The organism is Hydrogenophaga aquatica, assembly GCF_054780915.1.
This window is the reverse complement of record NZ_BAAGVK010000024.1, coordinates 49,695-73,668: the sequence shown is the minus strand read 5'-3', so window position 1 is coordinate 73,668 and position 23,974 is coordinate 49,695. Positions and strand designations below refer to the sequence as shown.

25 protein-coding genes are annotated in these 23,974 nt (G+C 67.6%); 11 read left to right on the top strand and 14 right to left on the bottom strand.

What is annotated here, in order from left to right; all coding sequences use genetic code 11:
• The first annotated feature begins 5 nt into the window (after positions 1 to 5).
• The 6 genes from rpoN to ACYVHH_RS16545 all read left to right on the top strand — a co-directional run bounded on the left by rpoN (position 6) and on the right by ACYVHH_RS16545 (position 6,525).
• Complete coding sequence (gene rpoN, locus ACYVHH_RS16570; protein ID WP_460566281.1) at positions 6 to 1,583, top strand: RNA polymerase factor sigma-54; 1,578 nt, start codon at positions 6 to 8, stop codon at positions 1,581 to 1,583.
• A gap of 14 nt (positions 1,584 to 1,597) precedes the next feature.
• Positions 1,598 to 2,896 (top strand): THUMP domain-containing class I SAM-dependent RNA methyltransferase, encoded by a 1,299-nt coding sequence (locus tag ACYVHH_RS16565; protein ID WP_460566280.1) that lies wholly within the window; start codon positions 1,598 to 1,600, stop codon positions 2,894 to 2,896.
• Positions 2,893 to 3,324 (top strand): PIN domain-containing protein, encoded by a 432-nt coding sequence (locus tag ACYVHH_RS16560; RefSeq protein ID WP_460566279.1) that lies wholly within the window; start codon positions 2,893 to 2,895, stop codon positions 3,322 to 3,324. The genes ACYVHH_RS16565 and ACYVHH_RS16560 overlap by 4 nt, the downstream gene beginning before the upstream one ends.
• Positions 3,325 to 3,632: 308 nt before the next feature.
• Positions 3,633 to 4,640, top strand: coding sequence for a TRAP transporter substrate-binding protein (locus tag ACYVHH_RS16555; RefSeq protein ID WP_460566278.1), 1,008 nt, complete (start codon positions 3,633 to 3,635; stop codon positions 4,638 to 4,640).
• An 86-nt stretch (positions 4,641 to 4,726) separates the two neighbouring features.
• Positions 4,727 to 5,236 carry a TRAP transporter small permease gene (locus ACYVHH_RS16550; protein WP_460566277.1) on the top strand — a complete coding sequence of 170 codons (510 nt, stop codon included), beginning with the start codon at positions 4,727 to 4,729 and terminating at the stop codon, positions 5,234 to 5,236.
• On the top strand, positions 5,233 to 6,525 hold the full coding sequence (locus ACYVHH_RS16545; protein WP_460566276.1) for a TRAP transporter large permease: 1,293 nt from the start codon (positions 5,233 to 5,235) through the stop codon (positions 6,523 to 6,525). Before ACYVHH_RS16550 ends, ACYVHH_RS16545 begins: the two co-directional genes overlap by 4 nt.
• A gap of 68 nt (positions 6,526 to 6,593) precedes the next feature.
• Here the strand turns inward: ACYVHH_RS16545 and ACYVHH_RS16540 are convergent, their stop codons facing one another.
• From ACYVHH_RS16540 to ACYVHH_RS16525, 4 genes are all read right to left on the bottom strand, one after another.
• The gene (locus ACYVHH_RS16540) at positions 6,594 to 6,740 is read right to left on the bottom strand and encodes a hypothetical protein (protein ID WP_460566275.1); all 147 of its coding nucleotides are present in this window, start codon (positions 6,738 to 6,740) and stop codon (positions 6,594 to 6,596) included.
• Positions 6,741 to 6,885: 145 nt separating this feature from the next.
• Positions 6,886 to 8,541 carry a phosphoethanolamine transferase gene (locus ACYVHH_RS16535; RefSeq protein WP_460566274.1) on the bottom strand — a complete coding sequence of 552 codons (1,656 nt, stop codon included), beginning with the start codon at positions 8,539 to 8,541 and terminating at the stop codon, positions 6,886 to 6,888.
• Between the two features lie 57 nt (positions 8,542 to 8,598).
• The gene (locus ACYVHH_RS16530) at positions 8,599 to 9,966 is read right to left on the bottom strand and encodes a sensor histidine kinase (RefSeq protein WP_460566273.1); all 1,368 of its coding nucleotides are present in this window, start codon (positions 9,964 to 9,966) and stop codon (positions 8,599 to 8,601) included.
• Positions 9,966 to 10,640 (bottom strand): response regulator, encoded by a 675-nt coding sequence (locus ACYVHH_RS16525; RefSeq protein WP_460566272.1) that lies wholly within the window; start codon positions 10,638 to 10,640, stop codon positions 9,966 to 9,968. The genes ACYVHH_RS16530 and ACYVHH_RS16525 overlap by 1 nt, the downstream gene beginning before the upstream one ends.
• A 143-nt stretch (positions 10,641 to 10,783) precedes the next feature.
• Here ACYVHH_RS16525 and ACYVHH_RS16520 point away from each other — a divergent pair, with 143 nt between their 5' ends.
• Both ACYVHH_RS16520 and ACYVHH_RS16515 read left to right on the top strand, forming a co-directional pair.
• Positions 10,784 to 11,488, top strand: coding sequence for a phosphatase PAP2 family protein (locus tag ACYVHH_RS16520; RefSeq protein WP_460566271.1), 705 nt, complete (start codon positions 10,784 to 10,786; stop codon positions 11,486 to 11,488).
• Positions 11,485 to 12,210, top strand: coding sequence for a hypothetical protein (locus ACYVHH_RS16515; RefSeq protein ID WP_460566270.1), 726 nt, complete (start codon positions 11,485 to 11,487; stop codon positions 12,208 to 12,210). Before ACYVHH_RS16520 ends, ACYVHH_RS16515 begins: the two co-directional genes overlap by 4 nt.
• On the opposite strand, the gene ACYVHH_RS16510 is transcribed toward ACYVHH_RS16515, so the two are convergent.
• From ACYVHH_RS16510 to ACYVHH_RS16495, 4 genes are read right to left on the bottom strand one after another with little or no spacing between them, the layout of a single operon-like run.
• Positions 12,197 to 14,689 (bottom strand): cation-translocating P-type ATPase, encoded by a 2,493-nt coding sequence (locus ACYVHH_RS16510; RefSeq protein WP_460566269.1) that lies wholly within the window; start codon positions 14,687 to 14,689, stop codon positions 12,197 to 12,199. The two genes, ACYVHH_RS16515 and ACYVHH_RS16510, sit on opposite strands and share 14 nt — an antisense overlap.
• 39 nt (positions 14,690 to 14,728) lie before the next feature.
• A complete protein-coding gene (locus ACYVHH_RS16505; protein ID WP_460566268.1) occupies positions 14,729 to 15,460 on the bottom strand; it encodes a cytochrome b/b6 domain-containing protein in 732 nt (243 codons plus the stop codon).
• Positions 15,461 to 15,481: 21 nt separating this feature from the next.
• Positions 15,482 to 16,000 (bottom strand): diheme cytochrome c, encoded by a 519-nt coding sequence (locus ACYVHH_RS16500; RefSeq protein ID WP_460566267.1) that lies wholly within the window; start codon positions 15,998 to 16,000, stop codon positions 15,482 to 15,484.
• Positions 16,001 to 16,026: 26 nt separating this feature from the next.
• The gene (locus tag ACYVHH_RS16495) at positions 16,027 to 16,440 is read right to left on the bottom strand and encodes a DUF1924 domain-containing protein (protein ID WP_460566266.1); all 414 of its coding nucleotides are present in this window, start codon (positions 16,438 to 16,440) and stop codon (positions 16,027 to 16,029) included.
• 126 nt (positions 16,441 to 16,566) lie between these two features.
• Here ACYVHH_RS16495 and ACYVHH_RS16490 point away from each other — a divergent pair, with 126 nt between their 5' ends.
• Genes ACYVHH_RS16490 through ACYVHH_RS16480 form a run of 3 tightly spaced genes read left to right on the top strand, consistent with a single transcriptional unit; the run spans position 16,567 to position 18,946 of the window.
• The gene (locus ACYVHH_RS16490; RefSeq protein ID WP_460566265.1) at positions 16,567 to 16,875 is read left to right on the top strand and encodes a PepSY domain-containing protein; all 309 of its coding nucleotides are present in this window, start codon (positions 16,567 to 16,569) and stop codon (positions 16,873 to 16,875) included.
• Entirely contained in the window at positions 16,875 to 17,546 is a 672-nt protein-coding gene (locus ACYVHH_RS16485; protein WP_460566264.1) for a response regulator transcription factor, read from the top strand. Before ACYVHH_RS16490 ends, ACYVHH_RS16485 begins: the two co-directional genes overlap by 1 nt.
• A gap of 2 nt (positions 17,547 to 17,548) precedes the next feature.
• Entirely contained in the window at positions 17,549 to 18,946 is a 1,398-nt protein-coding gene (locus tag ACYVHH_RS16480; RefSeq protein ID WP_460566263.1) for an ATP-binding protein, read from the top strand.
• On the opposite strand, the gene paaE is transcribed toward ACYVHH_RS16480, so the two are convergent.
• Genes paaE through pcaF form a run of 6 tightly spaced genes read right to left on the bottom strand, consistent with a single transcriptional unit; the run spans position 18,947 to position 23,969 of the window.
• Positions 18,947 to 20,044, bottom strand: coding sequence for a 1,2-phenylacetyl-CoA epoxidase subunit PaaE (gene paaE / locus ACYVHH_RS16475; RefSeq protein WP_460566262.1), 1,098 nt, complete (start codon positions 20,042 to 20,044; stop codon positions 18,947 to 18,949).
• Between the two features lie 32 nt (positions 20,045 to 20,076).
• Positions 20,077 to 20,619 (bottom strand): 1,2-phenylacetyl-CoA epoxidase subunit PaaD, encoded by a 543-nt coding sequence (gene paaD / locus ACYVHH_RS16470; RefSeq protein WP_460566261.1) that lies wholly within the window; start codon positions 20,617 to 20,619, stop codon positions 20,077 to 20,079.
• Between the two features lie 8 nt (positions 20,620 to 20,627).
• Complete coding sequence (gene paaC / locus ACYVHH_RS16465) at positions 20,628 to 21,425, bottom strand: 1,2-phenylacetyl-CoA epoxidase subunit PaaC (RefSeq protein WP_460566260.1); 798 nt, start codon at positions 21,423 to 21,425, stop codon at positions 20,628 to 20,630.
• Complete coding sequence (gene paaB, locus ACYVHH_RS16460) at positions 21,425 to 21,721, bottom strand: 1,2-phenylacetyl-CoA epoxidase subunit PaaB (protein WP_460566259.1); 297 nt, start codon at positions 21,719 to 21,721, stop codon at positions 21,425 to 21,427. Before paaB ends, paaC begins: the two co-directional genes overlap by 1 nt.
• Entirely contained in the window at positions 21,718 to 22,731 is a 1,014-nt protein-coding gene (gene paaA, locus ACYVHH_RS16455; RefSeq protein ID WP_460566258.1) for a 1,2-phenylacetyl-CoA epoxidase subunit PaaA, read from the bottom strand. Before paaA ends, paaB begins: the two co-directional genes overlap by 4 nt.
• A gap of 32 nt (positions 22,732 to 22,763) precedes the next feature.
• Positions 22,764 to 23,969, bottom strand: a complete 1,206-nt coding sequence (gene pcaF / locus ACYVHH_RS16450) for a 3-oxoadipyl-CoA thiolase (RefSeq protein ID WP_460566257.1) — start codon at positions 23,967 to 23,969, stop codon at positions 22,764 to 22,766.
• Positions 23,970 to 23,974 lie beyond the last annotated feature (5 nt).

Here is a 23,974-nt window from a genome sequence, read left to right as displayed (position 1 = left end):
CCGGCATGAAGCAGGGCCTGTCTTTACGCGTCTCGCAGCATCTGGCGCTCACGCCGCAGCTGCAGCAATCCATCCGCCTGCTGCAGCTGAGCACGCTGGAGATGGCCCAGGAAGTCGAGCAGATGCTCGACGAAAACCCCTTCCTGGAACGGGACACGGAAACGGCCGAGCGCGAGGACTTCGGCGTGGCCCAGGTGGATGCCACGCCCAGCCTGGGCGACCAGGTAAGCGAGTGGGCAAGCGGTGAGGCCCCCGCCGCAGGCAGCCCGGACACGGCCGCCGACGTGTCCAGCGAACCCCTGGAAGACGCGACACCGCTGGAGCAAAGCTGGGAAGGCGACGGTAGCGTGGAATTCACGCCCGACGACAGCGAATGGGGTGGCGACGCCCCGCCGCGCAACGGCGCGCGCGACGACGACGAAGACGTCAGCGCCGCCGATCTGGCCAGCGAGCACATCACCCTGCCCGCGCACCTGCACGAACAAGCCCTGGCCCTGCGCCTGAACGACGACGAGCGCGCCGCACTGTATTTCGTCATCGAGTCGCTCGACGAGGACGGCTACCTGATCGAACCCCTGGCCGAACTGGCCGACGCCGTGCTCGCCCAGGAGGAACAGGCGCGCGGGCGCACGCTGCAGGGCGACGAGCGTCTGGCCCGGCAGGAGGAACTGCACCAGTTGCTGCAGACCGCGCTGCACTGGCTGCACAACATGGAGCCCGCAGGCGTGGGCGCGCGCGACCTGGCCGAATGCCTGAAGCTGCAGATCCTGGAACTTCGCAACACCCCAGAGGCCCGCGCCGCGCTGAGCATCTGCGAACAGCCGCTGGAGCTGATGGCCAAGCGCGACGTCAAGCGCCTGAGCAGCCTGTGCGGCTGCGGCGACGAACTCGTGCGCGCGGCACTGGCGCTGATCGCCCGGCTCGAACCCAAGCCCGGGCGCCGCTTTGCCGACGTGCAGCGCAACGTGGTCGTGCCCGACGTGATCGTGACCGCCGCTGGCCGGGGCTTCAAGGTGCAGCTCAACCCCGACGTGATGCCGCGCCTGCGCGTGCAGGACATCTACGCCAACGCCATGCGCGGCCAGCGCGGCGAAAACGCCCAAGGCATGCAGCAGCGGCTGCAGGAGGCGCGCTGGTTCATCAAGAACATCCAGCAGCGCTTCGACACCATCCTGCGCGTGGCCAGCGCCATTGTCGAGCGCCAGCGCAACTTCTTCATGCACGGTGAACTGGCCATGCGCCCGCTGGTGCTGCGCGAGATTGCCGACGAGCTGGGCTTGCACGAGTCCACCATCAGCCGCGTGACCACCGCCAAGTACATGGCCACGCCCTTCGGCACCTACGAACTGAAGTACTTCTTCGGCTCGGCGCTGGGCACCGAAACGGGAGGCAATGCCTCCAGCACCGCCGTGCGCGCCCTCATTAAGCAGTTCGTCGCCAGCGAGAACCCCAAGAAACCGTTGAGCGACAACCAGATTTCCGACATGCTCAAGGAACAAGGCATCGAGTGCGCGCGGCGCACCGTGGCCAAGTACCGCGAATCGCTGCGCATTGCGCCAGCCAACCTGCGCAAAGCCATCTGACCGATATTTGACCAATGAATGCACTGACCCTTTTCCTGCCCTGCGCCGCTGGCGTGGAAGACTTTCTGGCCGCCGAGGTGCAGCGCGTCACCGGCCTGCCAGACACCGCCATGCAGCGCTCGCGCGGCGGCGTGGAGGTGAACGCCAGCTGGCGTGACGCCCTCAAGCTCAACCTGCACAGCCGCCTGGCCCAGCGCGTGCTGGTGCGCCTGGCACGCCAGCCCTACCGCAGCGAGCAGGACATCTACGCCGCCGCCCACGGCGTGGCCTGGGAGATCTGGTTCACACCGAAAGAGACCATCAAGGTTGAGATCACCGCGCAGCACAGCCCACTGAAGAGCCTGAACTTTGCCGCGCTGCGCGTGAAGGACGCCATCTGCGACCGCCTGCGCGACAAGCGCGGCGCACGCCCCAGCGTGGACACCGCCCGCCCCGACGTGCGCGTGTTTGCCCACCTGACCAAGGACGACGTGACGGTGTACGTGGACACCTCGGGCGAACCCCTGTTCAAGCGCGGCTGGCGTGAAGACAAGGGTGACGCCCCACTGAAGGAAACGCTGGCCGCCGCCATGATTGCCGCCACCGGCTGGACCGGCTGGAATGAAAACGGCCAGCCCGTGCCGCTGTACGACCCCTGCTGCGGCAGCGGCACCGTTCCCATCGAAGCGGCTCAGATCGCCTTGAACATTGCGCCCGGACGACAGCGCCGCTTTGCCTTTGAAAAGCTCATGCCCTACCAGGCACATGTGTGGCAGGTACTCAAGCAGGAGGCACAGGCCGCCGAGAAGAAACTGCCCGCTGGCAGCGCGCCCTTCATCTTCGGCAGCGACGTGGCTTTCCGCATGGTGGACTTTGCCCGCCGCAACGCCGAGCGAGCCGGGGTGGCCCACGCCATCGAACTGCGCGGCGGCGACGCCCTGCAACGCATGCCCCCCAGCGCCGCGCCGGGTGTGATGCTGCTCAACCCGCCCTATGGCGAGCGCATTGCCGCCGCTGGCGTGGCGGGCCAGCGCGCCGAACAGCGCGCACAGGCCGGCCGCCCCATGACACGCACCGTGGGCCGCGAAACGGCCCAGTTCGCCGAGGGCGGCGAAAACACCGACTTCTTCGCCCAGCTCGCCGCCCACTGGAAAAAGCACTACGCGGGCTGGAGCGCCTGGCTGCTCACCCCCGACCTGAAGCTGCCCGGCAAGATGCGCTTCAAGGAATCGCGCCGCGTGCCACTGTGGAACGGCCCGATTGAATGCCGGCTCTTCCGCTTTGACCTGATCGCGGGCTCTGCCCGCGCGCCGGGCGCCCCTGCCAGCGAATGACCCGGCTCGTCATCGACACCAACTGGGTGCTGGACCTGTGGGCGTTCGACGACCCGCGCGCCGCCGCGCTGCGCGAGGCGCTGGCGGCAGGCCACTGCCAGTGGCTCGCCTGCGAGCCCATGCTGGACGAGCTGGCCCGTGTGCTGACCTACCCCGCCGTGGCCCAGCGCCTCCTGGATGGTGGACGGGATCTCACCACGGTGCTGGGACAGATCCGACAACAGGCACAGCTGGTGGATGTACCCCCGCGGCACGTGCTGCGCTGTGACGACCCGGACGACCAGGTCTTCGTAGATCTGGCGATGCACCAACGCACCACGCTGCTGAGCAAGGACCGCGCTGTGCTTCGCCTTCGCCGCCGGATGCTCGACTGGGGAGTGACGGTCAGCGACCGTTGGCCTTGTGCATCGGCCATCCCAAAAAAATGATATTGATATCATTTGGAAAATTTTTTGGTCAGATATCTTGTTTTTTTTGCTGACTCGTCTATACTCAATTCGGGCTGTCTGTGACAGCTCCCCGCTTTTCCTCCCTGAGCGGGTGCCTTTGTGTGTGACAGCAAAAAGGCTTCCATCCCGGCCCCTTTAGGGTCGGGATTTTTTTTGTCCCTGCACTTCTTCAGGGTAAGTCTGGGTGTGCATCCACGGCGTCCTGGCCTACAGTCATCCGTTACAAGTCTCAACTTAAGGCTTGGTCATTTGTATCGCTTTGATTCACATACCCAACGGAGACAGAAATGAAACTTCGCGCAGTTGCCGCTGCACTGGCCCTGGCTGGCACTTCCACCGCTTTTGCCCAGACCGTGCTGACGGTGTCAAGCTGGCTGCCGCCCACGCACACCTTGAGCATGAGCCAGCAGAAATGGTGCGAGGCGCTCGAGAAGGAGGCCAAGGGCACGATCAAATGCAACATCCTGCCCAAGGGGGTGGCCGCAGCCCCCGGCACGTTCGATGCCGTGCGCGACGGGCTGGCCGACATTTCCTACACCGTAGACGGTTACACCCCGGGCCGCTTCGTGTTCACGCAGGTGGCGGAATTCCCCTTCCTGGGTGACAGTGCCGAAGCGACGTCGGTGGCCTACCAGCGCATCTACAGCAAGCACTTCGCTCCCCTGGGCGAACACCGCGGCGTGAAGGTACTGGGCGTGTTCACCCACGGGCCCGGCATCATCTTCAACAGCAAGAAGCCGGTGACATCCGCGGCGGATGCGTCGTCGCTGAAGTTCCGCATCGGCGGCGGCAACATCAACGAACTGTCCAAGGCCATGGGCTGGAACACCACCCTCAAGCCCGCACCGGAATCCTACGAACTGCTGTCCACGGGCGTCATGGACGGCACCTTCTTCCCCGATGAGTCGGTGGCGTCCTTCAAGCTGAACATGATCAAGCACGCCACCACCTTCCCCGGTGGCCTGTACAACACCAGCTTCGTCTTCATGATGAACCAGGACAAGTACAGGAGCCTGAGCGCTGAGCAGAAGGCCGCGGTGGACAAGCTCTCGGGCGAGTACGCCGCACGCGTCTTCGGCCAGGGCTGGGATGCCCTGGACAAGGCTTCTCGCGACGGTGCCCAGAAGGACCAGGGCGTCGCCCGCATCCAGGCCAGCGAAGCGTTCATCAACGAGGTGCGCGCCAAGCAGGCCGGCCTGGAAGACAAATGGGCTGCCGCCGCCGAGGCCAAGGGCCTGAAGAACGCCAAGGCCGTGCTTGCCGAGTTCCGTGCTGAAATCGGCAAGGTGAAGTAACAGGGGCGTTCGTCCCTGCTTCAGCCAGCGGTGGCCGGCCTTTCGTGCCCCGCTGGCTTTTTTCTGTTCCTGCTCTGCGCAAACCCATGGTCAAGTCTCTGGAACGCCTGCTGCACTGGTCGTGCGGACTGCTGTCCGCCGGTGCACTGTTCGCCATCATGTGGCTCACACTGGTCGATGTGAGCGGCCGCAAGTTCTTCAACAACTCCGTGCCCGGCGGGCTGGAGATCACCGAAATCCTCATGGTGATGGTGATTTTCGGTGCCCTGCCTCTGGTGTCGTGGCGCAATGAACACGTGGTCTTCGACTCGCTGGACGCCCTGATTCCCCGGGCTTTCAAGGGCATCCAGCACCGGCTGGTGCATCTGGTTTCGAGTGTGGTGTTCGCCTTTCTGGCGCATCTGCTGGTCAAGCGCGGCGACCGCTTCGCGGACTACGGTGACGTGACGTCGCATCTGCAGTTGCCCATGGCCCCGGTGGCCTACCTGATGGCGGCCATGCTGCTGGTAACGGCCCTGGTCCACCTTTTCTTCGTGTTCGTGCTCCCGCCCTCGGTGCAGGCACACCACGCACACGCGGGGGGGGAGTCATCATGACAGAGGCGTTGCTGGGTTTCGTGGCCGTCTTCGTGATGGCCTTTCTGCGGATTCCGCTGGCCGTGGCCATGACGATCGCTGGCGTCGCGGGCCTGGGGCTGATGCGCGGGTGGGCACCCGCTTTTGCAGGTGTCAGCCAGGTGGTCTTCGAAACGGGCTTTGCCTATGTGCTGTCCGTGGTGCCCCTGTTCGTGCTGATGGGCAACTTCGTGGCGCGCGCGGGCATGGCACGCGAACTGTTCGTGGCCGCCAATGCCTTCGTCGGTCACCGGCCTGGGGGGCTGGCCATGGCCAGCATCATCGCCTCCGGAGGGTTTGGCTCCATCTGCGGCTCGTCCATCGCCACGGCAGCCACCATGGCACGCGTGGCCTACCCGGAAATGCGCAAGCATGGCTACAGCGACACGCTGGCCACCGGCGCCATCGCCTCGGGCGGCACCCTGGGCATCCTGATCCCGCCGTCCACCATCCTGGTGATCTACGGCATCATCACCGAAACCAACATTGGCAAGCTCTTCATCGCAGGCATTCTCCCGGGCATCGTGGCCGTGGCACTGCTGTGCCTGGCGGTGGTGGTAGTGACGTGGCGCGACCCGAGTGCCGGCCCGCCCGCCGAGCGTCACACCTGGGCCGAACGGCTGGCCGCGGTGCGCAACATCTGGGGCGTGGCACTGCTGTTCCTGCTGGTCATCGGGGGCATTTATGGCGGCGTGTTCACCGCCACCGAGGGGGCTGGCGTGGGTGCGGCAGGCGCGTTCTTCTTCGCGCTGCTGCGCCGCACACTCACACCGCGGCTGCTGCTGGAGATCCTGGTGGAAAGCGCCCGCACGACGGCGATGCTGTTCACCATCCTGATCGCCGCGATGATCTTCACCAACTTCATCAACTTCACCACCATGCCGGCGGACCTGAAGGACTTTGTCCTGCAGTTCAGCCCTCACCCGATCATGGTGGTGGTGGTGATGATGGCCATCTACCTGCTGCTGGGCATGGTGATGGAGGAGCTGGCGATCGTGCTGCTGACAATCCCCGTGTTCTTCCCCATCATCGTCGGGCTGGGGTTCGATCCGGTGTGGTTCGGCATCCTGATCGTGACGATCGTGGAGATCGGGCTGATCTCGCCCCCGGTGGGACTGAACCTGTTCGTCATCAACGCCCTGCTCAAGGACGTGAAGCTGACGGCGATATACCGCGGCGTGTGGCCCTTCGTGGTGGCGGACATCGTGCGGCTGGGCGTGCTGATCGCCGTACCGGCGATTTCCCTGTGGCTGCCGAGTTACATGAAGTAAGACAGATCTGCCGGGCCCTCAGGCGGCCCGGCACCGTCCAATCAGGGGGACGCGTGCGCGTCCGCCGGTCAGGACTGTTGCGCGCCGGACGCGGGAGCGTCGTTGTGCGTGGCCTCTGTGTGGGGCAGCGGGCCGCCAAGACCGACACAACGGTAAAGGAACAGGCCAAAAAGGGCCAGGCCGGCGAACCCGACCAGATACAGTTCGATGGGCATGGTGTTGCTGCGCAAAGGCGATTGACAAATATCAATCTACCTTAGGCCCGGCAAGCCCGCCCGGCAACAGGGTTTTCCTGCATGTGACCGTCGCGCAGGCGACTCCGGCGGCGCCGGGCATCCGCCCCAACCCGCCATCGTTGGTCTATCGGCAGCCCGCGAGAATGTCCTGCGCTGCGTCGTGAACGCTGGTCTGCACCCCAGCCAGGCCCAGCAGGGTGTGGAACAGGTTGTCGTGCGACCACGTCCGGTCCGAGACCTTGGCGGCGCACCTGGCGGCATCGGCACGGCGCGCCTCCCAGGCGGGCGAGAACCACATCACCATGGGCACATGGGTCTGCTCCCGGGGGGCCATGCTGTAGGGCATGCCATGCAGGTACAGGCCTTTTTCGCCCAGGGACTCGCCATGGTCCGACACGTAATACAGCACGGCAGGGCGCTTTTGTTCGCGCAGCCAGGCGATGGTTTCGGCCAGGAAGTGGTCGGTGTAGCGGATGGTGTTGTCGTAGGCGTCTACGAGCTGCTGCGGCGGGCACTGTTGCAGGGTGGCGCTGGTGCATTCGGGGCCGAAGGGCTTGAAGTTGGCTGGGGTGCGCTTGTAATACGCGGGGCCGTGGCTGCCCATCTGGTGCAGCACGACGACGGTGCCTCGGGCACGCCGTTCCGGCTCCAGTTTCTCCAGCTGACCGGGCAGTTCGCGCAGCATCACTTCGTCGAAACACTCGCCACCCTCGCACAGGCCCGGAACGTTGAGCGTGCGGGTATCGGCGTGTGGGACGCGATCACAAACGCCTTTGCAGCCAGACTGGTTGTCGAGCCACAGCACGGCCAGCCCTGCTCGCTGCAGCACGTCCAGCAGGTTTTCTTGGCGCATGTCGGCGTCGTACCGGGCACGGCCCTGGCCCGAGAACATGCAGGGCACCGACGTCTGGGTGTTGGTGCCGCAGGAGCTGACGTTGGGGAAGTAAACCAGCTGTCCTCCGTCGCGCAGCCCCGCCAGACGTGGGGTGGTGTCGCGCGCATAGCCCCCCAGGCCGAAGTTGGCGGCGCGGGCGGTCTCCCCCACCACCAGCACGATGAGAGGGGCGTTGTCGCCACCATCCGCCGCCGCGCCGAGCGTGGCGTCCTGCCCCAGAGGAAGCAGGGGCTGCTGGGCATGCGCCGCGCGGCCCACGGCATGCCGCGTGACAGCGTAGACGGTGTTGAACGGGTTGATCATGTAGCGCAAGGGCTTGTGGTTGCGCATGAGGGACGCCAGGTCCTGAAAGGACAGCCACAACAGCACGATGGCGGCCAGCAGCGCCAGCAGGCCCACACCCAGCTGGCGCGGCAGCAGGCGGCGCAGCGGCACGGACCGGACCGGCTGGCGCCACCACCACCAGCCAGGCAAAACCACACCCGCCAGCACAGCCACCGCCATGGTGCCGCAGAGCAGGTCGCGCACCTCGGCAGCATCGGTGTTGAGCGCGTTGGCCAACATGGTGGAATCGATCACCACGCCATAAGTCTGCATGAAGTAACTGGCCACAGCCGCGGTAAGGAGCAACACCAGCCCTGCGGGCTTGAGCCAGCGCGGCCAGACCCACAGAGACAGGAACGTGAGCGTGATAGCCAGCAGCACGAGCGCCCAGGCAGAGAGCGTGAACATGGCACGCCAGCCATGGCTTTCGGGCTGTGCCCAAAGGGCGAGCCACAGCGGCAGGTTACCCAGGGTGGCCAGCCAAAGGGCGAGCACGGTCAGCAAGGCGGTAGGGTGCCAAGGGTTGCGCGCGGAGGCCTGCGCGAGGGAAACAGGGGGCATGTGTGAAGGACGGGCAGAGAACTGCCGCGATTCTTCTGGGCCAGCCTTATCGCAGGATTAACGCTGCTCTGCGCTGGCTGGCCAGACCAGTGCATAGCGTGTGGTGAAGGGTGGAATGCCCTGGTCCTGACGCAGCTGGATGCCGTGCGCGTCGACGATGCGCTGCACCAGCGTCAAGCCCACACCCATGCCCGGGCGGGCACTGCTCTGCGGGCCTTGGCGGGCCCCGTCGTCACTGACGGACAGCTCCACCGCCCCACCCTCACCCGGCGCCAGCCGCACTTCCACCTGCGTGCCCGCCGGGGTGTGGCGCAAGGCGTTGTCCACCAGGTTGCGCAGTGCCAGCTCCAGCATGGCGGCCCGACCAGGCACCTTCACGGCAGGCTCGGGAGCCTCCAGCCACAGTTCCTGCCCCAGTTCGTGCGCTTGGGGCACGTACTCGCTGATCACCTGGCGCGCCAGCGCGCACAGGTCCACTGGCTGCTCGGCCCCAACTTCGAGCCCCTGCACCCTGGCAAGATCCAGCAGCTGCGACAGGATGCGGCCAGCGCGCAGGGCGTCATGCTCTATCTGGCGCAAGGCGGTGGCGCGCACATCCTCGGAGTCGCCCTCACGGGCCAGGTGGGCCTGCAAGACCATGGCCGCCAGGGGCGTGCGCAGTTCGTGTGCCACGTCGGAGGTGAAGCGCCGCTCGCGCAGCCATTGCGCCTGCAAGCGCTCCACCAGGGCATTGATGGCGTGGACCGTGCTGGTCAGCTCGCGGAACGGCTGGCTCGCGGGCAGGGTCTGCCCGGAATCCATGTCCAGGGTGTCAATGGCGCTGGACAACTCGTTGAGCGGACGCAGCCCCCGCCGGATGGCCCAGGCCAGCAGCAGCGCCACCAGAGGCAGCAGCACCAGCGCGGGGCGCACGATGTGCTCGGCAATGTCGCGCCCCAAGGCCCGGTGGCGGTGGGTATCGATCATCACAGCCACCCTGCGCGGTGCGGCGCCGGGTCCTTCGGCGTCGGCCACGAACACACGCCAGGTGCGCACATCGCCCTTGATGGTCAACACCAGGGTGTGGTGTCCGGCCACCAGCGTCGGCGGCAGACTGGGCGCCATGCCATGGGTGTCCCATGCCAGGGAAGCTCCCTCCCAGGCCACGACGCGCAACTCCGGCGTGTAACCGCTCACAAAGGGGCTTCGGGCAATGTGCTGCGGCGTCAGGTCAAAGGGGTTCAACTCTCCCAGCCCGGCCTGGCGCAACAGGAGTTCGGCGGCCGAGACGAGCTGCCCGTCAGTGATTTCCTCGGCTTCGTGCACGCCGGTGTAGTACGACACCCCTGCCAAGGTGAGCCAGATGGTCAGCAGCGTCAGCAGCGTCCAGCCCCACAGGTAACGCCAGAGACGGCGCGGTGCACTGGCGGGGCGCAGGGCCTGCATCAGGCGCCCCCCGCCCCGGGCCGGGGCACGTAGTAACCCACGCCACGCACGGTCTTGACCAGACCGTCACCCAGCTTGCGCCGCAGGTGGTGCATGTGCACCTCCAGGGCGTTGCTTTCCAGTGCTTCGTCAAAGCCGTAAAGCGCCTCTTCCAGGCGCTGGCGCGTCACCACCTGGCCGCTGGCGCGCAGCAAGACCATCAGCAGCGCAAACTCCTTGGCGCGCAGCGTCACGGGCTGGCCCGCGCGGCGCACGGTGCGGCCAGCCGGGTCCACCTCCAGGTCGCCGTGGTGCAGCAAGGGAGACGCCCGCCCCTCGCTGCGGCGCAAGGCCACCCGCATGCGGGCCAGCAGCTCTTCGGGTTCGAAGGGTTTGACGATGTAGTCGTCAGCCCCCTGGTCCAGCCCTGCCACCCGGTCCGGCAGCGCGTCGCGGGCGGTCATGATGAGCACGGGCATGGACTGGCCATTGGCGCGCAAACGGCGCAGCCAGTCGATGCCGTCACCGTCGGGCAGGTTGAGGTCCAGCAGCACCAGGTCAAAGGTCTCGACTTCCAGGGCGGCGCTGGCCTGGCCCAGCGTGCCGCAAACGTCCACGGCGTAGCCGGCGGCCTTGAGCGTTGCCGCCAGGCCGCTGGCGATGCCCGCGTCGTCTTCCACGATCAGCACCCGCATGGTCTGGGTTTCCTCCTGGCCCGACTCGCGCGGGCGCCTTGGTCTGCGTATTCCAGCGGGAATTGTCTCAGTTCACCCAGGCCCGTGACCCTGTCTGCGGATTTTTAAGGCTGGCTTAACCCGGTACGCTTTCAATCGCGGGCATGTCTACCCTGGCCCTGCCCCGCCCCCAACCCTTGTCACGCCAACTGTGGCTGGCATCGTTTGCCCTGCTGGGCGCCACCCTGGCCTGGGACGCCAGCGGCCTGGACCGCGCCGTGATGCACTGGCTGGCCGACAGCAGCGGTTTTGCCCTGCGCCACCAGTGGCTGCTGGAGCGTGTGCTGCACGATGTGGCGCGGCAGCTGGCCACGCTGGCCTTTTTGTTACTGGTAGCCATGGTGTGGCTGCCCCTGGGGCCGCTGCGCCAGCTGAGCCGCTGGCAGCGGGCCGAGATCGCCACCGGCACCGGGCTGGCGCTGGCGGCGGTGAACGCCATCAAACGCCACAGCCTGACGAGTTGCCCCTGGGACCTGCAGGACTTTGGCGGCCCGGCCAGCTATGTGTCGCACTGGTCCTGGGGCTTGGCCGACGGCGGCGGCGGCAACTGCTTTCCCGGGGGGCATGCGTCAGCGGCGATGGCCTTTCTGGCGCTGGCACTGCCCTGGCTGGCCAGCCAGGATGCCTTGCAACGGCAAAGAGGATTGCGTATGCTGGCAGGGGTATTTTCCGTGGGCTTGCTGCTGGGCCTGACGCAGACCCTGCGCGGCGCGCACTACCCCAGTCACACCTGGTGGACGGCGCTGATCTGCTGGGGCGTGGCCCTGGTCAACCACGGGCTGTTCACCTTCGTCAAAGGCAAAACATGAAAAACCGCGCAAACCGCTTCCTGCAAGGTCTTGGCATGGCATCGGCCTGCGTGGCGCTGGCCGCCCCAGCCTGGGCCGCCGACCCGTTCACCGATGCCATGCAGGCGGCTTACGCGCCTTACCGCGCAGCACTGTTCCGTACCAATACGGGCGATGCACAAGCATCGCGGCAGGCCGTGGAACAGGCCAGCCAGGCCTGGGCACAGATGGCACGCCAGTTCACGGTGGCACCCGCCCCTTACGACCGCGACGCCGCCTTTGCCCGCTCTTTGGCAGACGTGGCTGCCGTGTACGACAAGGCCTCCGCCGAGGTGCAGGCCGGGCAGCTGGCAGCCGCACACGACTCACTGGAAGAGGTGCGCGACATCCTGGCACAGCTGCGCGAACGCAATCAGGTGGTGGTGTACAGCGACCACATGAACGCCTACCACGAGGTAATGGAACATGTGCTGGGCCAGGACCCGGCCGCGCTGGAGCGGCCCGAGGGCCGCATGGCAGTCATGGCACAGACCGGAGCGCTGGAACACTTGGCCAGCCAATTGCAGACAAAAGCCCCGGCACAGCTGCGCGACCAAGCCGAGTTCAAGGAACTGCTGGGCGGCGTGCAGCAATCCGTGGCCCAACTGAAGGACGCCCTGCTGCGCCAGGACGCCAGCGCTGCCCGTGCCGCTTTGGGCAAGCTCAAAACGCCCTACAGCAAGCTCTTCCTCAGGTTCGGCTGAACGCCGACAACCCCTGCAGCAAAGCCACCGACAGCACGCCCGCCGCCAGCGCCGCTGCCCACTGCGCCAAGCCCAGGGCTGCAAAGCCGAACAGACCTGCCACGGGCGTCCACAGGCCCACACCCGCCAGTGCGAGGAAGGTGACGCCCAGCACCCAGCGCTGGACTGGTGGCCAGTGCAACCAGCCCTGCCGCCAACCTTGCGCCATGGCCCGCGTCAGCGCGATCAGCGCGGCATTGGCCGCCACCAGAGCCACGAAGGCCTGTGCGCGCGCCTGCCCGCCTGGGGTGCCAAGGTGCAGCGCCAGCAGGTACACCGCCATTACGCCCAGGGCGATGACTGCGCCTTGCCACAGCGCGGCCCCCATGTCTGGCACCACCAGCAGCGGCTGGCTGGCGCGCCGGGGCGGTTGTTCCATCAGGCCGGGGGCGCCTTCCTGGGCCTCGAACACCACCGAGCAGGAGGGGTCGATCACCAATTCCAGGAACGCGATGTGCACCGGCAGCAGCAACAGGGGCAGCCCCAGCAACAGCGGCAGCAGGGACAGCAGGATGATGGGCACGTGCACGGCCAGCGTGTAGCGCATGGCCTGCCGCAAATTGGCGTAGATTCGCCGCCCCAGGCGGATGGCGTCCACGATGGAGGCGAAGTCGTCATCGAGCAGCACCAGCGCGGCGGCTTCACGCGCCACGTCGGTGCCGCGCTGCCCCATGGCCACGCCGATGTGCGCCGCCTTGAGCGCTGGCGCGTCGTTGACGCCGTCGCCCGTCATGGCCACCACCTCGCCCCGGGCTTTGAGCGCCTGCACGAGGAGCAACTTCTGGGCAGGCGCCACGCGGGCAAACACACTCACCGTACCCAGCCGGTGTGACAGCTCTTCAGGCACCAGTCGCTCCAGGTCGTCACCTGTCAGCACGTCGCGGGCGTCAATGCCCGCCTGCTCGGCAATGCGCCGGGCGGTCTGCGGGTGGTCACCGGTCATCATCACCACGCGGATGCCCGCGCGTTGGCACTGCCGTACCGACTCGGGCACCTGGGGGCGCAGCGGATCGGCCAGGCCCACCAGGCCCAGCCACTCAAAGTCGAAGTCGTGCTGGATGCCGGGCCAGGCCTGTTCTGCCAGATGGCGCGCCTTGGCCACGCCCAGCACGCGCAAACCCTGCTCGGCCAGGCGCGCGGCTTCATCGGCCACGGCCTGGCGGCGTTCGGGGTCGAGGTGGCACAGGTCGGCCATGGCTTCTGGCGCCCCTTTGGCGGCCACCACATGGTGCGGGGCGCTGCCGTCGTGCCACAGGTGCGACATGGCCAGCAGCACAGGCGACAACTCGTACTCCCGCACCAGTGACCATTCGGGGTGCAGATGCTCCGTATCCGCCAGGTGTGTGCCCGCGAAGCGGTGGAAGGCCTGCTCCATCGGGTCGTGGGGGTCCACCTCGCTGGCCAGCACGGCGTATTCCAGCAGCTCGTGGTAGTGCTCGGGCAGGCCACCCGGGGGCAGCTGGCGCACGTCCAGCGCATGGCCGTTGGCGCACAGCGCGGCCACGGCCATGCGGTTCTGCGTCAGGGTGCCGGTTTTGTCCACGCACAGCACCGTGGTCTGCCCCAGCGTCTCGATGGCGTTGAGCCGCCGTGTGAGCACCTGCCGTGCGGCCATGCGGCGCGCACCCAGCGCAAAGAACACGATCATGATGACCGGGAACTCCTGCGGCAGCACGCTCATGGCCAGCGTGATGCCCGCCAGCAGCGCCTGCAGCGGCGTGCCGCGCAGCAGCCAGAACACCGCCACCAGCACCGCGCAGACGATCAGGCCGAACACGACCAGCCGGCGCGTGAGGCGCGCCACCTCGTCGCGCAAGGGCGAGGGTTCCAGCGCCACCGTGTCCAGCGAACGCCCGATGCGGCCCAGCTCGGTGCGCCCGCCCGTGGCCGTGACCCGCGCCACGCCTTGGCCACTCACCACCAAGGTACCCGCGAACACCGGCACTTCCGGGCGCTTGGGTACCGGGAGCGACTCGCCGGTGAGCAGGGATTCGTCGGTCGCCAGTTCGTGCACCTGCAACAGCACGCCGTCGGCGGGCACGCGGTCACCCTCGGCCAACAGCAGCACGTCGCCCGCCACCACTTCGCGCCCTGCCACGCGGGTGGGCACGCCGTCGCGCAGCACCAGCGCTCGCGGGCTGGACAGGTCGCGCAGGGCGTCCAGCGCACGGTCGGTGCGACGCTCCTGCAGCACCGTCACCCCCATGATGAGCACCACAAAACCCAGCAGCACCAGTGCCTCGTGCGCGTCGCCCATCACCAGGTAGATGGCACCTGCGCCCAGCAGCAGCAGGAACATGGGTTCGCGCAGCACCTCCCACGCGATGTCGCGCAGCGTGCGGCGCTGGCTCAAGCCGAGCTCGTTGGGGCCCTGGTCCAGCAGGCGGCGCGTGGCCTCGCCTGCGGTGAGCCCCGAGGAATCACCTTGGTCTTGTGGCATGGGGGTATCCTGAACACTCAGGATACCCCACCGCCACCATCAGTCATCGTCGTCATGGTGACCGGCCCAGGGCGCGGTAACCGCACCTGCCGTGGCCTGCGGCGCCTGCTGCCATTCCCAGGCCCAGTAACCCAGCACCGTCACCAGCAGCAGCGCGGCCAGCCAGCGGCGGTTGTGCTTCACCAGGTCGGGGCCAGCGCCGTCCACGCGGCCGGTCAACATGGGCAGCGCCTGGTTCTTGCGGCGCAGAACGCTGATCAGCAGCAACAGCCCCAGGTGCGCCAGCACCAGCCAGAGCACGGATTCGCCCACGACTTCGTGCAGGTCTTCCAGCCACTCGCCACCCCATTCGTTGTAGGTGGCGTAACCCGACAGCGTGAGGGGGAGCACCGCCAACAACAGGGCAACGATGGCCGCGCCCATGGCGATGTTCTGGCCCTGGCGCCAGTTGATGGTGCCGCCGCCCGTCAGGCCCGCGCGCACGGAACGCAGCCACAGCGGGGCGTTGGAGGCCTTGGCCCACAGGGCCTTGAGACTGGCCTGGCGCGGGCCGAACAGGCCGTACAGCACACGAAAGCCCAGCAGCCCGGCCATGCTGTACCCCAGCACCACGTGCACCAGGCGCAGGCGCTCGCCGTCCGCAGTGAGGTAGGCACCGGCGAAGCACAGGGCAAACAGCCAGTGGAACATGCGGGTGGGCGCGTCGGTCACGCGCCGCGTGGGTTGTGGCCGCGCCGTGGCGGCGCTGCTGACGGGGGCACTGGTGGTCATGGTCATTCCTTGGTAGGTGGGTCAGTCGCCTTGGAAGGCACGGCGGTAGCGCGCGTCCAGGCCCTTCGGGAAGCGCAGGTTGTCGTCGTCAAAACGACCTTGCTCGACGCCGCCATGGCAGGCGGCGCAGTTGGCCGCGCTCTTGACGCTGGCGTGCTTCCACACCGCGTCGTCCAGCGCGCGGTGCTTGCGCTCGAACCAGGCCGAGCGGGTGATGCGGTCTTGCGGCGGCGCCTCGGCCACGCGCTTGTAGGTGCCCGCGTGCTGCTGCAGCCAGCCCGCGAGCTGGCGCACGGTGGCCTCGTCCAGCGAGGCGTCGGTGCCGTAGTGGCGATCCAGGCCGCTCATCACGCGCTGCCAGGAACGGGCGGGCAGCATGCCGGGCGGGTAGGCCACGTGGCAGCTGGCGCATTCCTGTGTATAGGCGGCGGGCATGTCGCGCGGCAGCATGGGGCCGCCGTCTGCCTGTGCGGTTGCCGCCAGGCACAGGCCCAAAGCCAAGGCCAGCGGGCCTGCCGGGCGAAGAAGGTGAGTCAACATGGTCAATGCTCCTTTGGGCGGGCGCGTCACGGGCGCAGGCTGGTGAGGTAGGCCAGCACGTCGGCCTTTTCCTGTGCGCTGCATTCGCGGGCCAGCACATCGTTGCAGTTGCGGCGGAACCACTTGTCCACGCGCGCCGTGTCGGTGAAAGCCTTGGGGTTGAAGGCGGGTGCCAGCGGCGCAATGGTTTTGCCCGTGCTGGCGTGCTTGCCCTGGGTGGTGGGCGGGTTGCCGTGGCAGGAGGCACACGACCACTCCGCGCCATGGCGCGCCGTGAAGAACGCTCGGCCACGCTCGGCGCTCGCGGGGGTGGCTGCCTGGGTCGACCAGCGCGCGAGCTGATCGGCCGCGCTGGTATCGGCGGCCTGCACTTGCAAACAGGCCAGCAACCCCACGGCTGCCGCCCGGGTCGCGAACGTGCGTGAAAGAGGAAACATCATCGCTCCTGTGAAAATAGACACACTGATCGTGCGCCGCACCGCCTGTACACAGACTGAAGAAAGCATTCATCCGCCGTTCAGCTAGCCGGGCACACAATCCACGCATACCCCCCACAGGAGCCTTCCATGCGCCCAACGCTTGCTCTGGCCACGCTGCTTGCCGCCACGGGGCTGGTGTGCGCGCCAGCCCAGGCCAGCGGTGACCACGACCGCGCGCGTGCTGCGCTGGCAGCTGGCGAGGTGCTGCCTCTGTCGGCCATACTGGAAAAGGTGGGCCGCCAATACCCAGGCAACGTGCTGGAAGTGGAGCTGGAACGCGAGCAAGGCCGCTGGGTCTACGAACTCAAGCTGCTGCAACCCAATGGCGGGCTGCTCAAGCTGGAAGTGAACGCCCGCGACGGCACGGTGCTGCGCCAACGCGAGGAGAAACGCTGATGCGCTTGCTGCTGGTGGAAGACGAGCCCACGCTGGCGGCCCAACTGCGCCAGGTGCTGTGCGATGCAGGCTACGCCGTGGACCACGCCGCTGATGGCCGCGAAGCCTGGTTCATGGGCGGGGTGCAGAACTACGACGCCATCGTGCTGGACCTGGGCCTGCCCGTGCTGGACGGCCTGAGCGTGCTCAAGCGCTGGCGCAGCGAAGGCGTGGCGTCACCCGTGCTGGTGCTCACCGCGCGCGACCAGTGGCACGAGAAGGTCGCAGGCATCGACGCCGGGGCCGACGACTACCTCACCAAACCCTTCCACACCGAAGAGCTGCTGGCCCGCGTGCGTGCGCTCATCCGCCGCGCACAGGGGCTGGCTTCGCCCCTGCTGCAGTGCGGCCCGTTGACGCTGGACACGCGCAGCGCCCGCGTGCTGCTGGATGGCCAGCCCGTGCACCTCACCTCTCACGAGTTCCGGCTGCTGGCCTACCTGATGCACCACCCGGACGAGCTGGTTTCGCGCGGAGAACTCAACGAGCACCTGTACGCACAAGACCTGGACCGCGACTCCAACACCATTGAGGTCTTTGTGGCGCGGCTGCGCAAGAAGCTGCCCCCCGGCATGATCGAAACCGTGCGTGGCCTGGGCTACCGGCTCAGCGCACGAGCTGCAGGGGCCTGAACATGATGGGCTGGCTTCGGCACCTGCGCTGGCGGCTGCTGGCGGCCACCTGCGTGGCCATCACCCTGGCACTGCTGGTGACGGGTTTCTTTCTGGCGGGGCTGTTCCGCCAGCACGTCACGCGCCAGTTCGACGCACAACTGCTGCACCAGCTCGACCAGCTGACCGCCGCCTTCGAGCAGGACGCGCAAGGCCAGCCCACGCTCAAGACACCGCTGAGCGACCCGCGCTGGCAAGCGCCCTATTCGGGCCTGTACTGGCAGATCGAACCCGTGAACAACCCGGCAGCGGCGCTGCTGCGCTCGCGTTCGCTGTGGGACGCGGCACTGCAGGTGCCGCCAGACCAGCCGGGCCATGGCGAGGTGCACCGCCATCTGTCCAGCGGCCCCGGGGGCCAGCCAGTGCGTGTGCTGGAGCGCACCGTGCATTTCCAGAACCCCGCCCTGCCCGCAGGCGGCCAAGTGCCCGCATGGCGCATGCTGGTGGCCGCCCACACCGGCGAACTGGAGGCAGCGGTGGACAGCTTCACCGGGCAGCTGGCCCTGTACCTGGCGGTTCTGGGCGCCGCGCTGCTGGCCGCCGCCTGGGCGCAGGTGAGCCTGGGACTGATGCCGCTGCGCCAGCTGCAGGCTTCGGCGCAGGCCGTGCGCCGGGGCGACGCCCAGCGCCTGCAAGGCAACTTTCCTGCCGAGGTGGACCCACTGGTGCAGGACTTCAACCGCGTGCTGGAACAGAACCAGCAAGTGGTGCAACGCGCCCGGCAGATGGCGGGCAACCTGGCCCACGCCATCAAGACGCCGCTGGCCGTGCTGTCGAGCCTGGCCCAGGAGTGCAAAAGCGCCGAACCCGCCGTGCAGGCGCGCAAGCTGCAGGAGCAGGTGGACACCATCCGCCAGCAGGTGGACTGGCACCTGGGCCGCGCGCGCGCGGCCAGCGCCGGGGTGCCCGGCCTGCGCACCCCCGTGCTGCCGGTGCTGGAAGGTTTGGCACGCGTCATGAGCAAGGTACATGCCCTGCGTGAAGACCGGCGTGCGCCAGCCATTCAGCTGGTCTGCGCAGACGCGGCACTGGCCTTTGCCGGGGAGGCCCAGGACCTGCAGGAAATGACCGGCAACCTGCTGGACAACGCCTGCAAATGGGCGCGTTCGCAGGTGCGCGTGGAGGCCGTTCTGGCCGAAGGCAGGCTCGCCATCACCATCGACGACGATGGCCCCGGCCTGGACCAGGCGCAGCGCGATGCGGTGTTCCAGCGCGGCTTCCGCGCGGACGAACGCGTGCCCGGTTCGGGCCTGGGGCTGGACATTGCTCGCGAGGTCGCCCGGCTCTACCAGGGTGAGCTCACACTGGGCACGTCGCCCCTGGGGGGCCTGCGTGCCGTGCTCGCCCTGCCTGCGGGCTGATCAGCGTTCGTCGAAGCTGACCACCAGCCGTTCGGTGGCGGCCTTGGCCTGGCAAGTCAGCACGAAGCCCTGCTGCACTTCGGCGTCGTCCAGGGTGAAGTTCTTGTCCATGGTCACGCTGCCTTCCATCACCTTGGCACGGCAGGTGCAGCACACACCCGACTTGCAGGAATAGGGCAGGTCCAGGCCGGCATTCAGGGCGGCGTCCAGCACGTGCTCGCCGGATGCCAGCGCCACTTCATGCTGCTTGCCGTCCAGCAACACCGTGAGCTGGACCGACTTGCCTGCCGGTGCGCGCCGGGCAGCGGCGTCGGTGTCGGACTGCACCTTGGCCGCCATGGCTGCGCCGGTGGTGAAACGCTCGGTGTAGACGCGGCTTTCCGGCACCCCGGCTTCCAGCAGGGCCTGCCGGGTGGCTTCGATCATGGCCTCGGGGCCACAGATGAACACCTCGTCCATGCTCTTGGCGGGCAGGAGCGCGTCCATGATGGCGAGTACCTTCTCGCGATCGATGCGGCCCTGCAGCAGATCCACTTCCTGCGCCTGGCGCGACAGCACGTGGATCATGGTGAAGCGGTCGGGGTAGCGGTCCTTCAAATCCTGCAGCGCTTCGTTGAACATCACGCTGGACATGCGCCGGTTGCCATAGACCAGGGTGAACTTGGCCCCCGGCTGCTCTTCCAGCGTGGTGGCGGCAATGGAAAGGATGGGCGTGATGCCGGAGCCCGCCGCGAAGCCCACCCGGTGGATGGCGCGCTGCTTCTTGATCGTGAAGCGGCCGTCCGGCGGCATGACGCTGAGCCTGTCTCCCACGTGGATGCCCTGGGCCGCCCAGTTGGAGAACAAGCCGCCCTCGACCGGGCGGATGCCGATCTCCAGTTCACCGTCGCGCAGGAAGCGGCTGCGGGGGCTGCTGATGGAATAGTTGCGCCGGAGGTCCTGCCCCTCGAGCTGGGCACGAAGGGTCAGGAACTGGCCTGGCTGGAAATCGAAAGCCTCGCGCGCATCGCGCGGGACATCGAAAGTGATGGCCACGGAGCCGGCCGCCTCGGGGGTGACTCGCTTGACACGCAGTTCATGAAAACGGGGAGCAGACATGGACGGATCTCTTTCGCAACAGCTTGAGGGCTTCAATACGGCTTGAAATGGTCGAAGGGTTCGCGGCAGTCGAGGCACTGGTAGAGCGCCTTGCATGCCGTGGACCCGAAGTGGGACTTTTCCACGGTGTTGGCGGAACCGCAGCGCGGGCACGGCACCGCAGGCGACCGGGCGGCGGCCCCGGCCACGAACCGCAGGGGCTGCGCGGCGCTGGCACTCGCACACATGCCCTGCGGCGGCGCGATGCCGTAGGCGCGCAGCTTCTCACGCGCGGCCTCGCTCATCCAGTCGGTGGTCCACGCCGGGGCCAGCTGCGTCACCACCCGGCCCGGCACTTTCACCCGGCGCAGGACTTCGCGCACGTCGTCCTCGATCTGGCCCATCGCGGGGCAGCCGCTGTAGGTCGGCGTGATGACGACCTCCACGGCCCCGGGCTGGTCCGCAGGACGGACATCGCGCAGGATGCCCATCTCGCGCAGCGTGACGACCGGGATCTCGGGATCGGACAGGCTGTCGAGCGCCGCCCAGACCAGGTCAACCGGGTTCATGCCAGCGGCGGTGTCCGGGCTTGCCATGTCCAGTCTCACCACTGCGCGCCGGGGTGTGCGCGCGCCAGGCTCTGCATCTCGGCCAGCAGGTAGCCCAGGTGCTCGGAATGCAACCCGTTCTTGCCCTGCGTGACGTACCCTGTGGCTGGCGAACGGCGCAACGTGGCTTCGGCCAGCGATTCGTCCACGATGGCTTCCCACTGCGGACGCAGCGCCGCCACGTCCACGCCCAGGCCACTGCTGGCAGCTTCGGCTTCCAGCTCGTTGCCCGCCCAGAATTCCTGGGTGTAGGGCATCAGGTGGTCCAGCGCGGCCTGCACGCGGGCGTGCGACTCGTCGGTGCCATCGCCCATGCGCACCAGCCAGTCGTGCGAATGCCGGAGGTGGTAACGGGTTTCCTTGAGGGACTTGGCGGCAATGGCGGCCAGCTGTTCGTGGCTGGAGGACTGCAGCCTGTCCCACAGCAGCACCATCAGTGCGCTGTACAGGAAGTTGCGCACGATGGTGGTGGCGTAGTCCATGTCGGCCTTGGCGTAGCCCACCAGCGCGCCGTGGTGCGGCAGTTCCAGCAGCGTGTAATTGCGGAACTCCGTGGCGTCGCGGAAGTAAGCCAGCGAGTCCTCGGTGGCGCCGCCGCCTTGACGCTCGGCCACCACCTGGTACAGCAGGCGCGCCTGGCCGATCAGGTCCAGGCTGATGTTGGCCATGGCGATGTCTTCCTCGATGATGGGGCCGTGGCCGCACCATTCGGCGTTGCGCTGCCCCAGCACCACGGCGTTGTCGGCCAGGTGCAGCAGATAGTCAGCGACGATGTCCTGCGCAACGGTGCTCATCACATGTGCCCCACTTCTTCGGGAATGTCGTAGAAGGTCGGGTGGCGGTAGATCTTGTCGGCCGCCGGCTCGAAGAACTCCCCTTTCTCGTCGGGGGCGCTGGCGGTAATGGCCTTGCTCGGCACCACCCAGATGCTCACGCCTTCCTGGCGCCGGGTGTAGACGTCGCGTGCCATCTGCAGGGCGTGCTGCGCGTCGCTGGCGTGCAGGCTGCCGCAGTGCTTGTGCTCCAGGCCCTGCTTGCTGCGGACAAAGACTTCCCACAACGGCCAGTCTTTCAGTGCGGGTGTGTTCATGCGGCCTCCTTCATGGTGCGTTGCTGCTGTTTGCGGGCATGGGCCAGGGCTGCGTCACGCACCCACTGGCCGTCGTTGTGTGCCTTGACGCGTGTGGCCAGGCGTTCCTTGTTGCACGGTCCGTTGCCGTTGACGGTGCTCCAGAACTCGTCCCAGTCGATCTGTCCGTGGTCGTAGTGGCCGCGCGCCTCGTTCCACTTCAGGTCGGGGTCGGGCAGGGTCACGCCCAGCACCTGCGCCTGGGGCACGGTGGCGTCAATGAACTTCTGGCGCAGGTCGTCGTTGCTGATGCGCTTGATGCCCCAGCGCATGCCCTGCGCGCTGTTGGGGCTGTCGGCGTCGGGCGGGCCGAACATGGCCAGGCACTTCCACCACCAGCGGTTCACGGCGTCCTGCACCATGTCGCGCTGGGCCTGGCTGCCTTTCATCATCACCAGCAGCGCCTCGTAACCCTGGCGCTGGTGGAAGCTTTCTTCCTTGCAGATGCGCACCATGGCGCGGGCGTACGGGCCGTAGCTGCAGCGGCACAGCGGTATCTGGTTCATGATGGCCGCGCCGTCCACCAGCCAGCCGATCACACCCACGTCGGCCCAGTTGAGCGTGGGGTAGTTGAAGATGGAGCTGTACTTGGCGCGGCCGCTGTGCAGGGCGTCGAGCATCTGGTCACGGCTGGTGCCCAGGGTCTCGGCGGCGCTGTAGAGATAGAGGCCATGTCCACCCTCGTCCTGCACCTTGGCAATGAGGATGGCCTTGCGCTTGAGGCTGGGCGCGCGGCTGATCCAGTTGCCTTCGGGCAGCATGCCGACGATCTCGCTGTGCGCATGCTGGCTGATCTGGCGCACCAGCGTCTTGCGGTAGGCGTCGGGCATCCAGTCCTGCGGCTCGATGCGGCCGTCGGCGTCGATGCGCGCGTCGAAACGCGCCATCAGCTCTTCGGGCTCGGCCCGCGCAACGGCCTTGAGGGGGGTCTGGCCGTCGGCGTCTGGAACGCTGAAGGATTGGGTGTACATGGCGTCACTCCTGTGGAAGGAAAGGTCGGAAGTCAGACCCGCTCTATGACCATGGCAATGCCCTGCCCCACGCCAATGCACATGGTGCACAGCGCGTAGCGGCCGCCACGGCGGGCGAGTTCGTAGGTGGCGGTGGTCACCAGGCGCGCACCGCTCATGCCCAGCGGGTGGCCCATGGCAATGGCGCCGCCGTTGGGGTTGATGTGCTCGCCGTCGTCGGGCAGGCCCAGGTCGCGCAGCACGGCCAGGCCTTGCGCCGCGAAGGCCTCGTTGAGTTCTATCACGTCCATCTGCGCCAGCGTCAGGCCGGTCTGGGCCAGCACCTTGCGCACGGCGGGGGCCGGGCCCATGCCCATGATGCGCGGCGGCACGCCAGCCGTGGCCATGCCCACGATGCGGGCGCGCGGCGTCAGGCCGTACTGGCGGGCAGCGCCTTCGGACGCCAGCAGCAGCGCGCAGGCGCCGTCGTTCACGCCGGAGGCGTTGCCCGCGGTCACGGTCAGGTCCGGGCCGTTGACGCCCTTGAGCTTGGCCAGCTGCTCCAGCGTGGTCTCGGGGCGCGGGTGCTCGTCGGCGCTGAACACCACGGGGTCACCCTTCTTGCACGGCAGCGTCACGGCCACCAGTTCGTCGGCAAAGCGGCCTGCGGCGTGCGCGGCAGCCCAGCGCTGTTGCGAGCGCAGGGCAAAGGCGTCCTGGTCGGCGCGGGCAATGCCAAAGTCCGCCGCCACGTTGTCGGCGGTCTGGGGCATGGAATCGGTGCCGAAGAGCTTGTGCATCACCGGGTTGACGAAGCGCCAGCCGATGGTGGTGTCGTACACCGCGTTGCTGCGGCTGAAGGCGGTGTCGGCCTTGGGCATGACGAAGGGGGCGCGGCTCATGCTTTCAACGCCACCGGCGATCATGAGCTGCGTCTCGCCCGCCTTGATGCTGCGCGCGGCGGTGCCCACGGCGTCCATGCCGGAGCCGCACAGGCGGTTGATGGTGGAGCCGGGCACGCCCACGGGCAGGCCCGCCAGCAGGCTGCTCATGCGCGCCACGTTGCGGTTGTCCTCGCCGGCCTGGTTGGCACAGCCGAAGACGACGTCGTCCACCGCCTCCCAGTCCACGGCGGTGTTGCGCTCCATGAGCGCCTTGAGCGGCAGCGCGCCCAGGTCGTCGGCGCGCACGCCGGAAAGGCTGCCGCCATAGCGGCCAATGGGGGTGCGAACGGCGTCGCAGATGAATGCTTGGGTCATGTAAG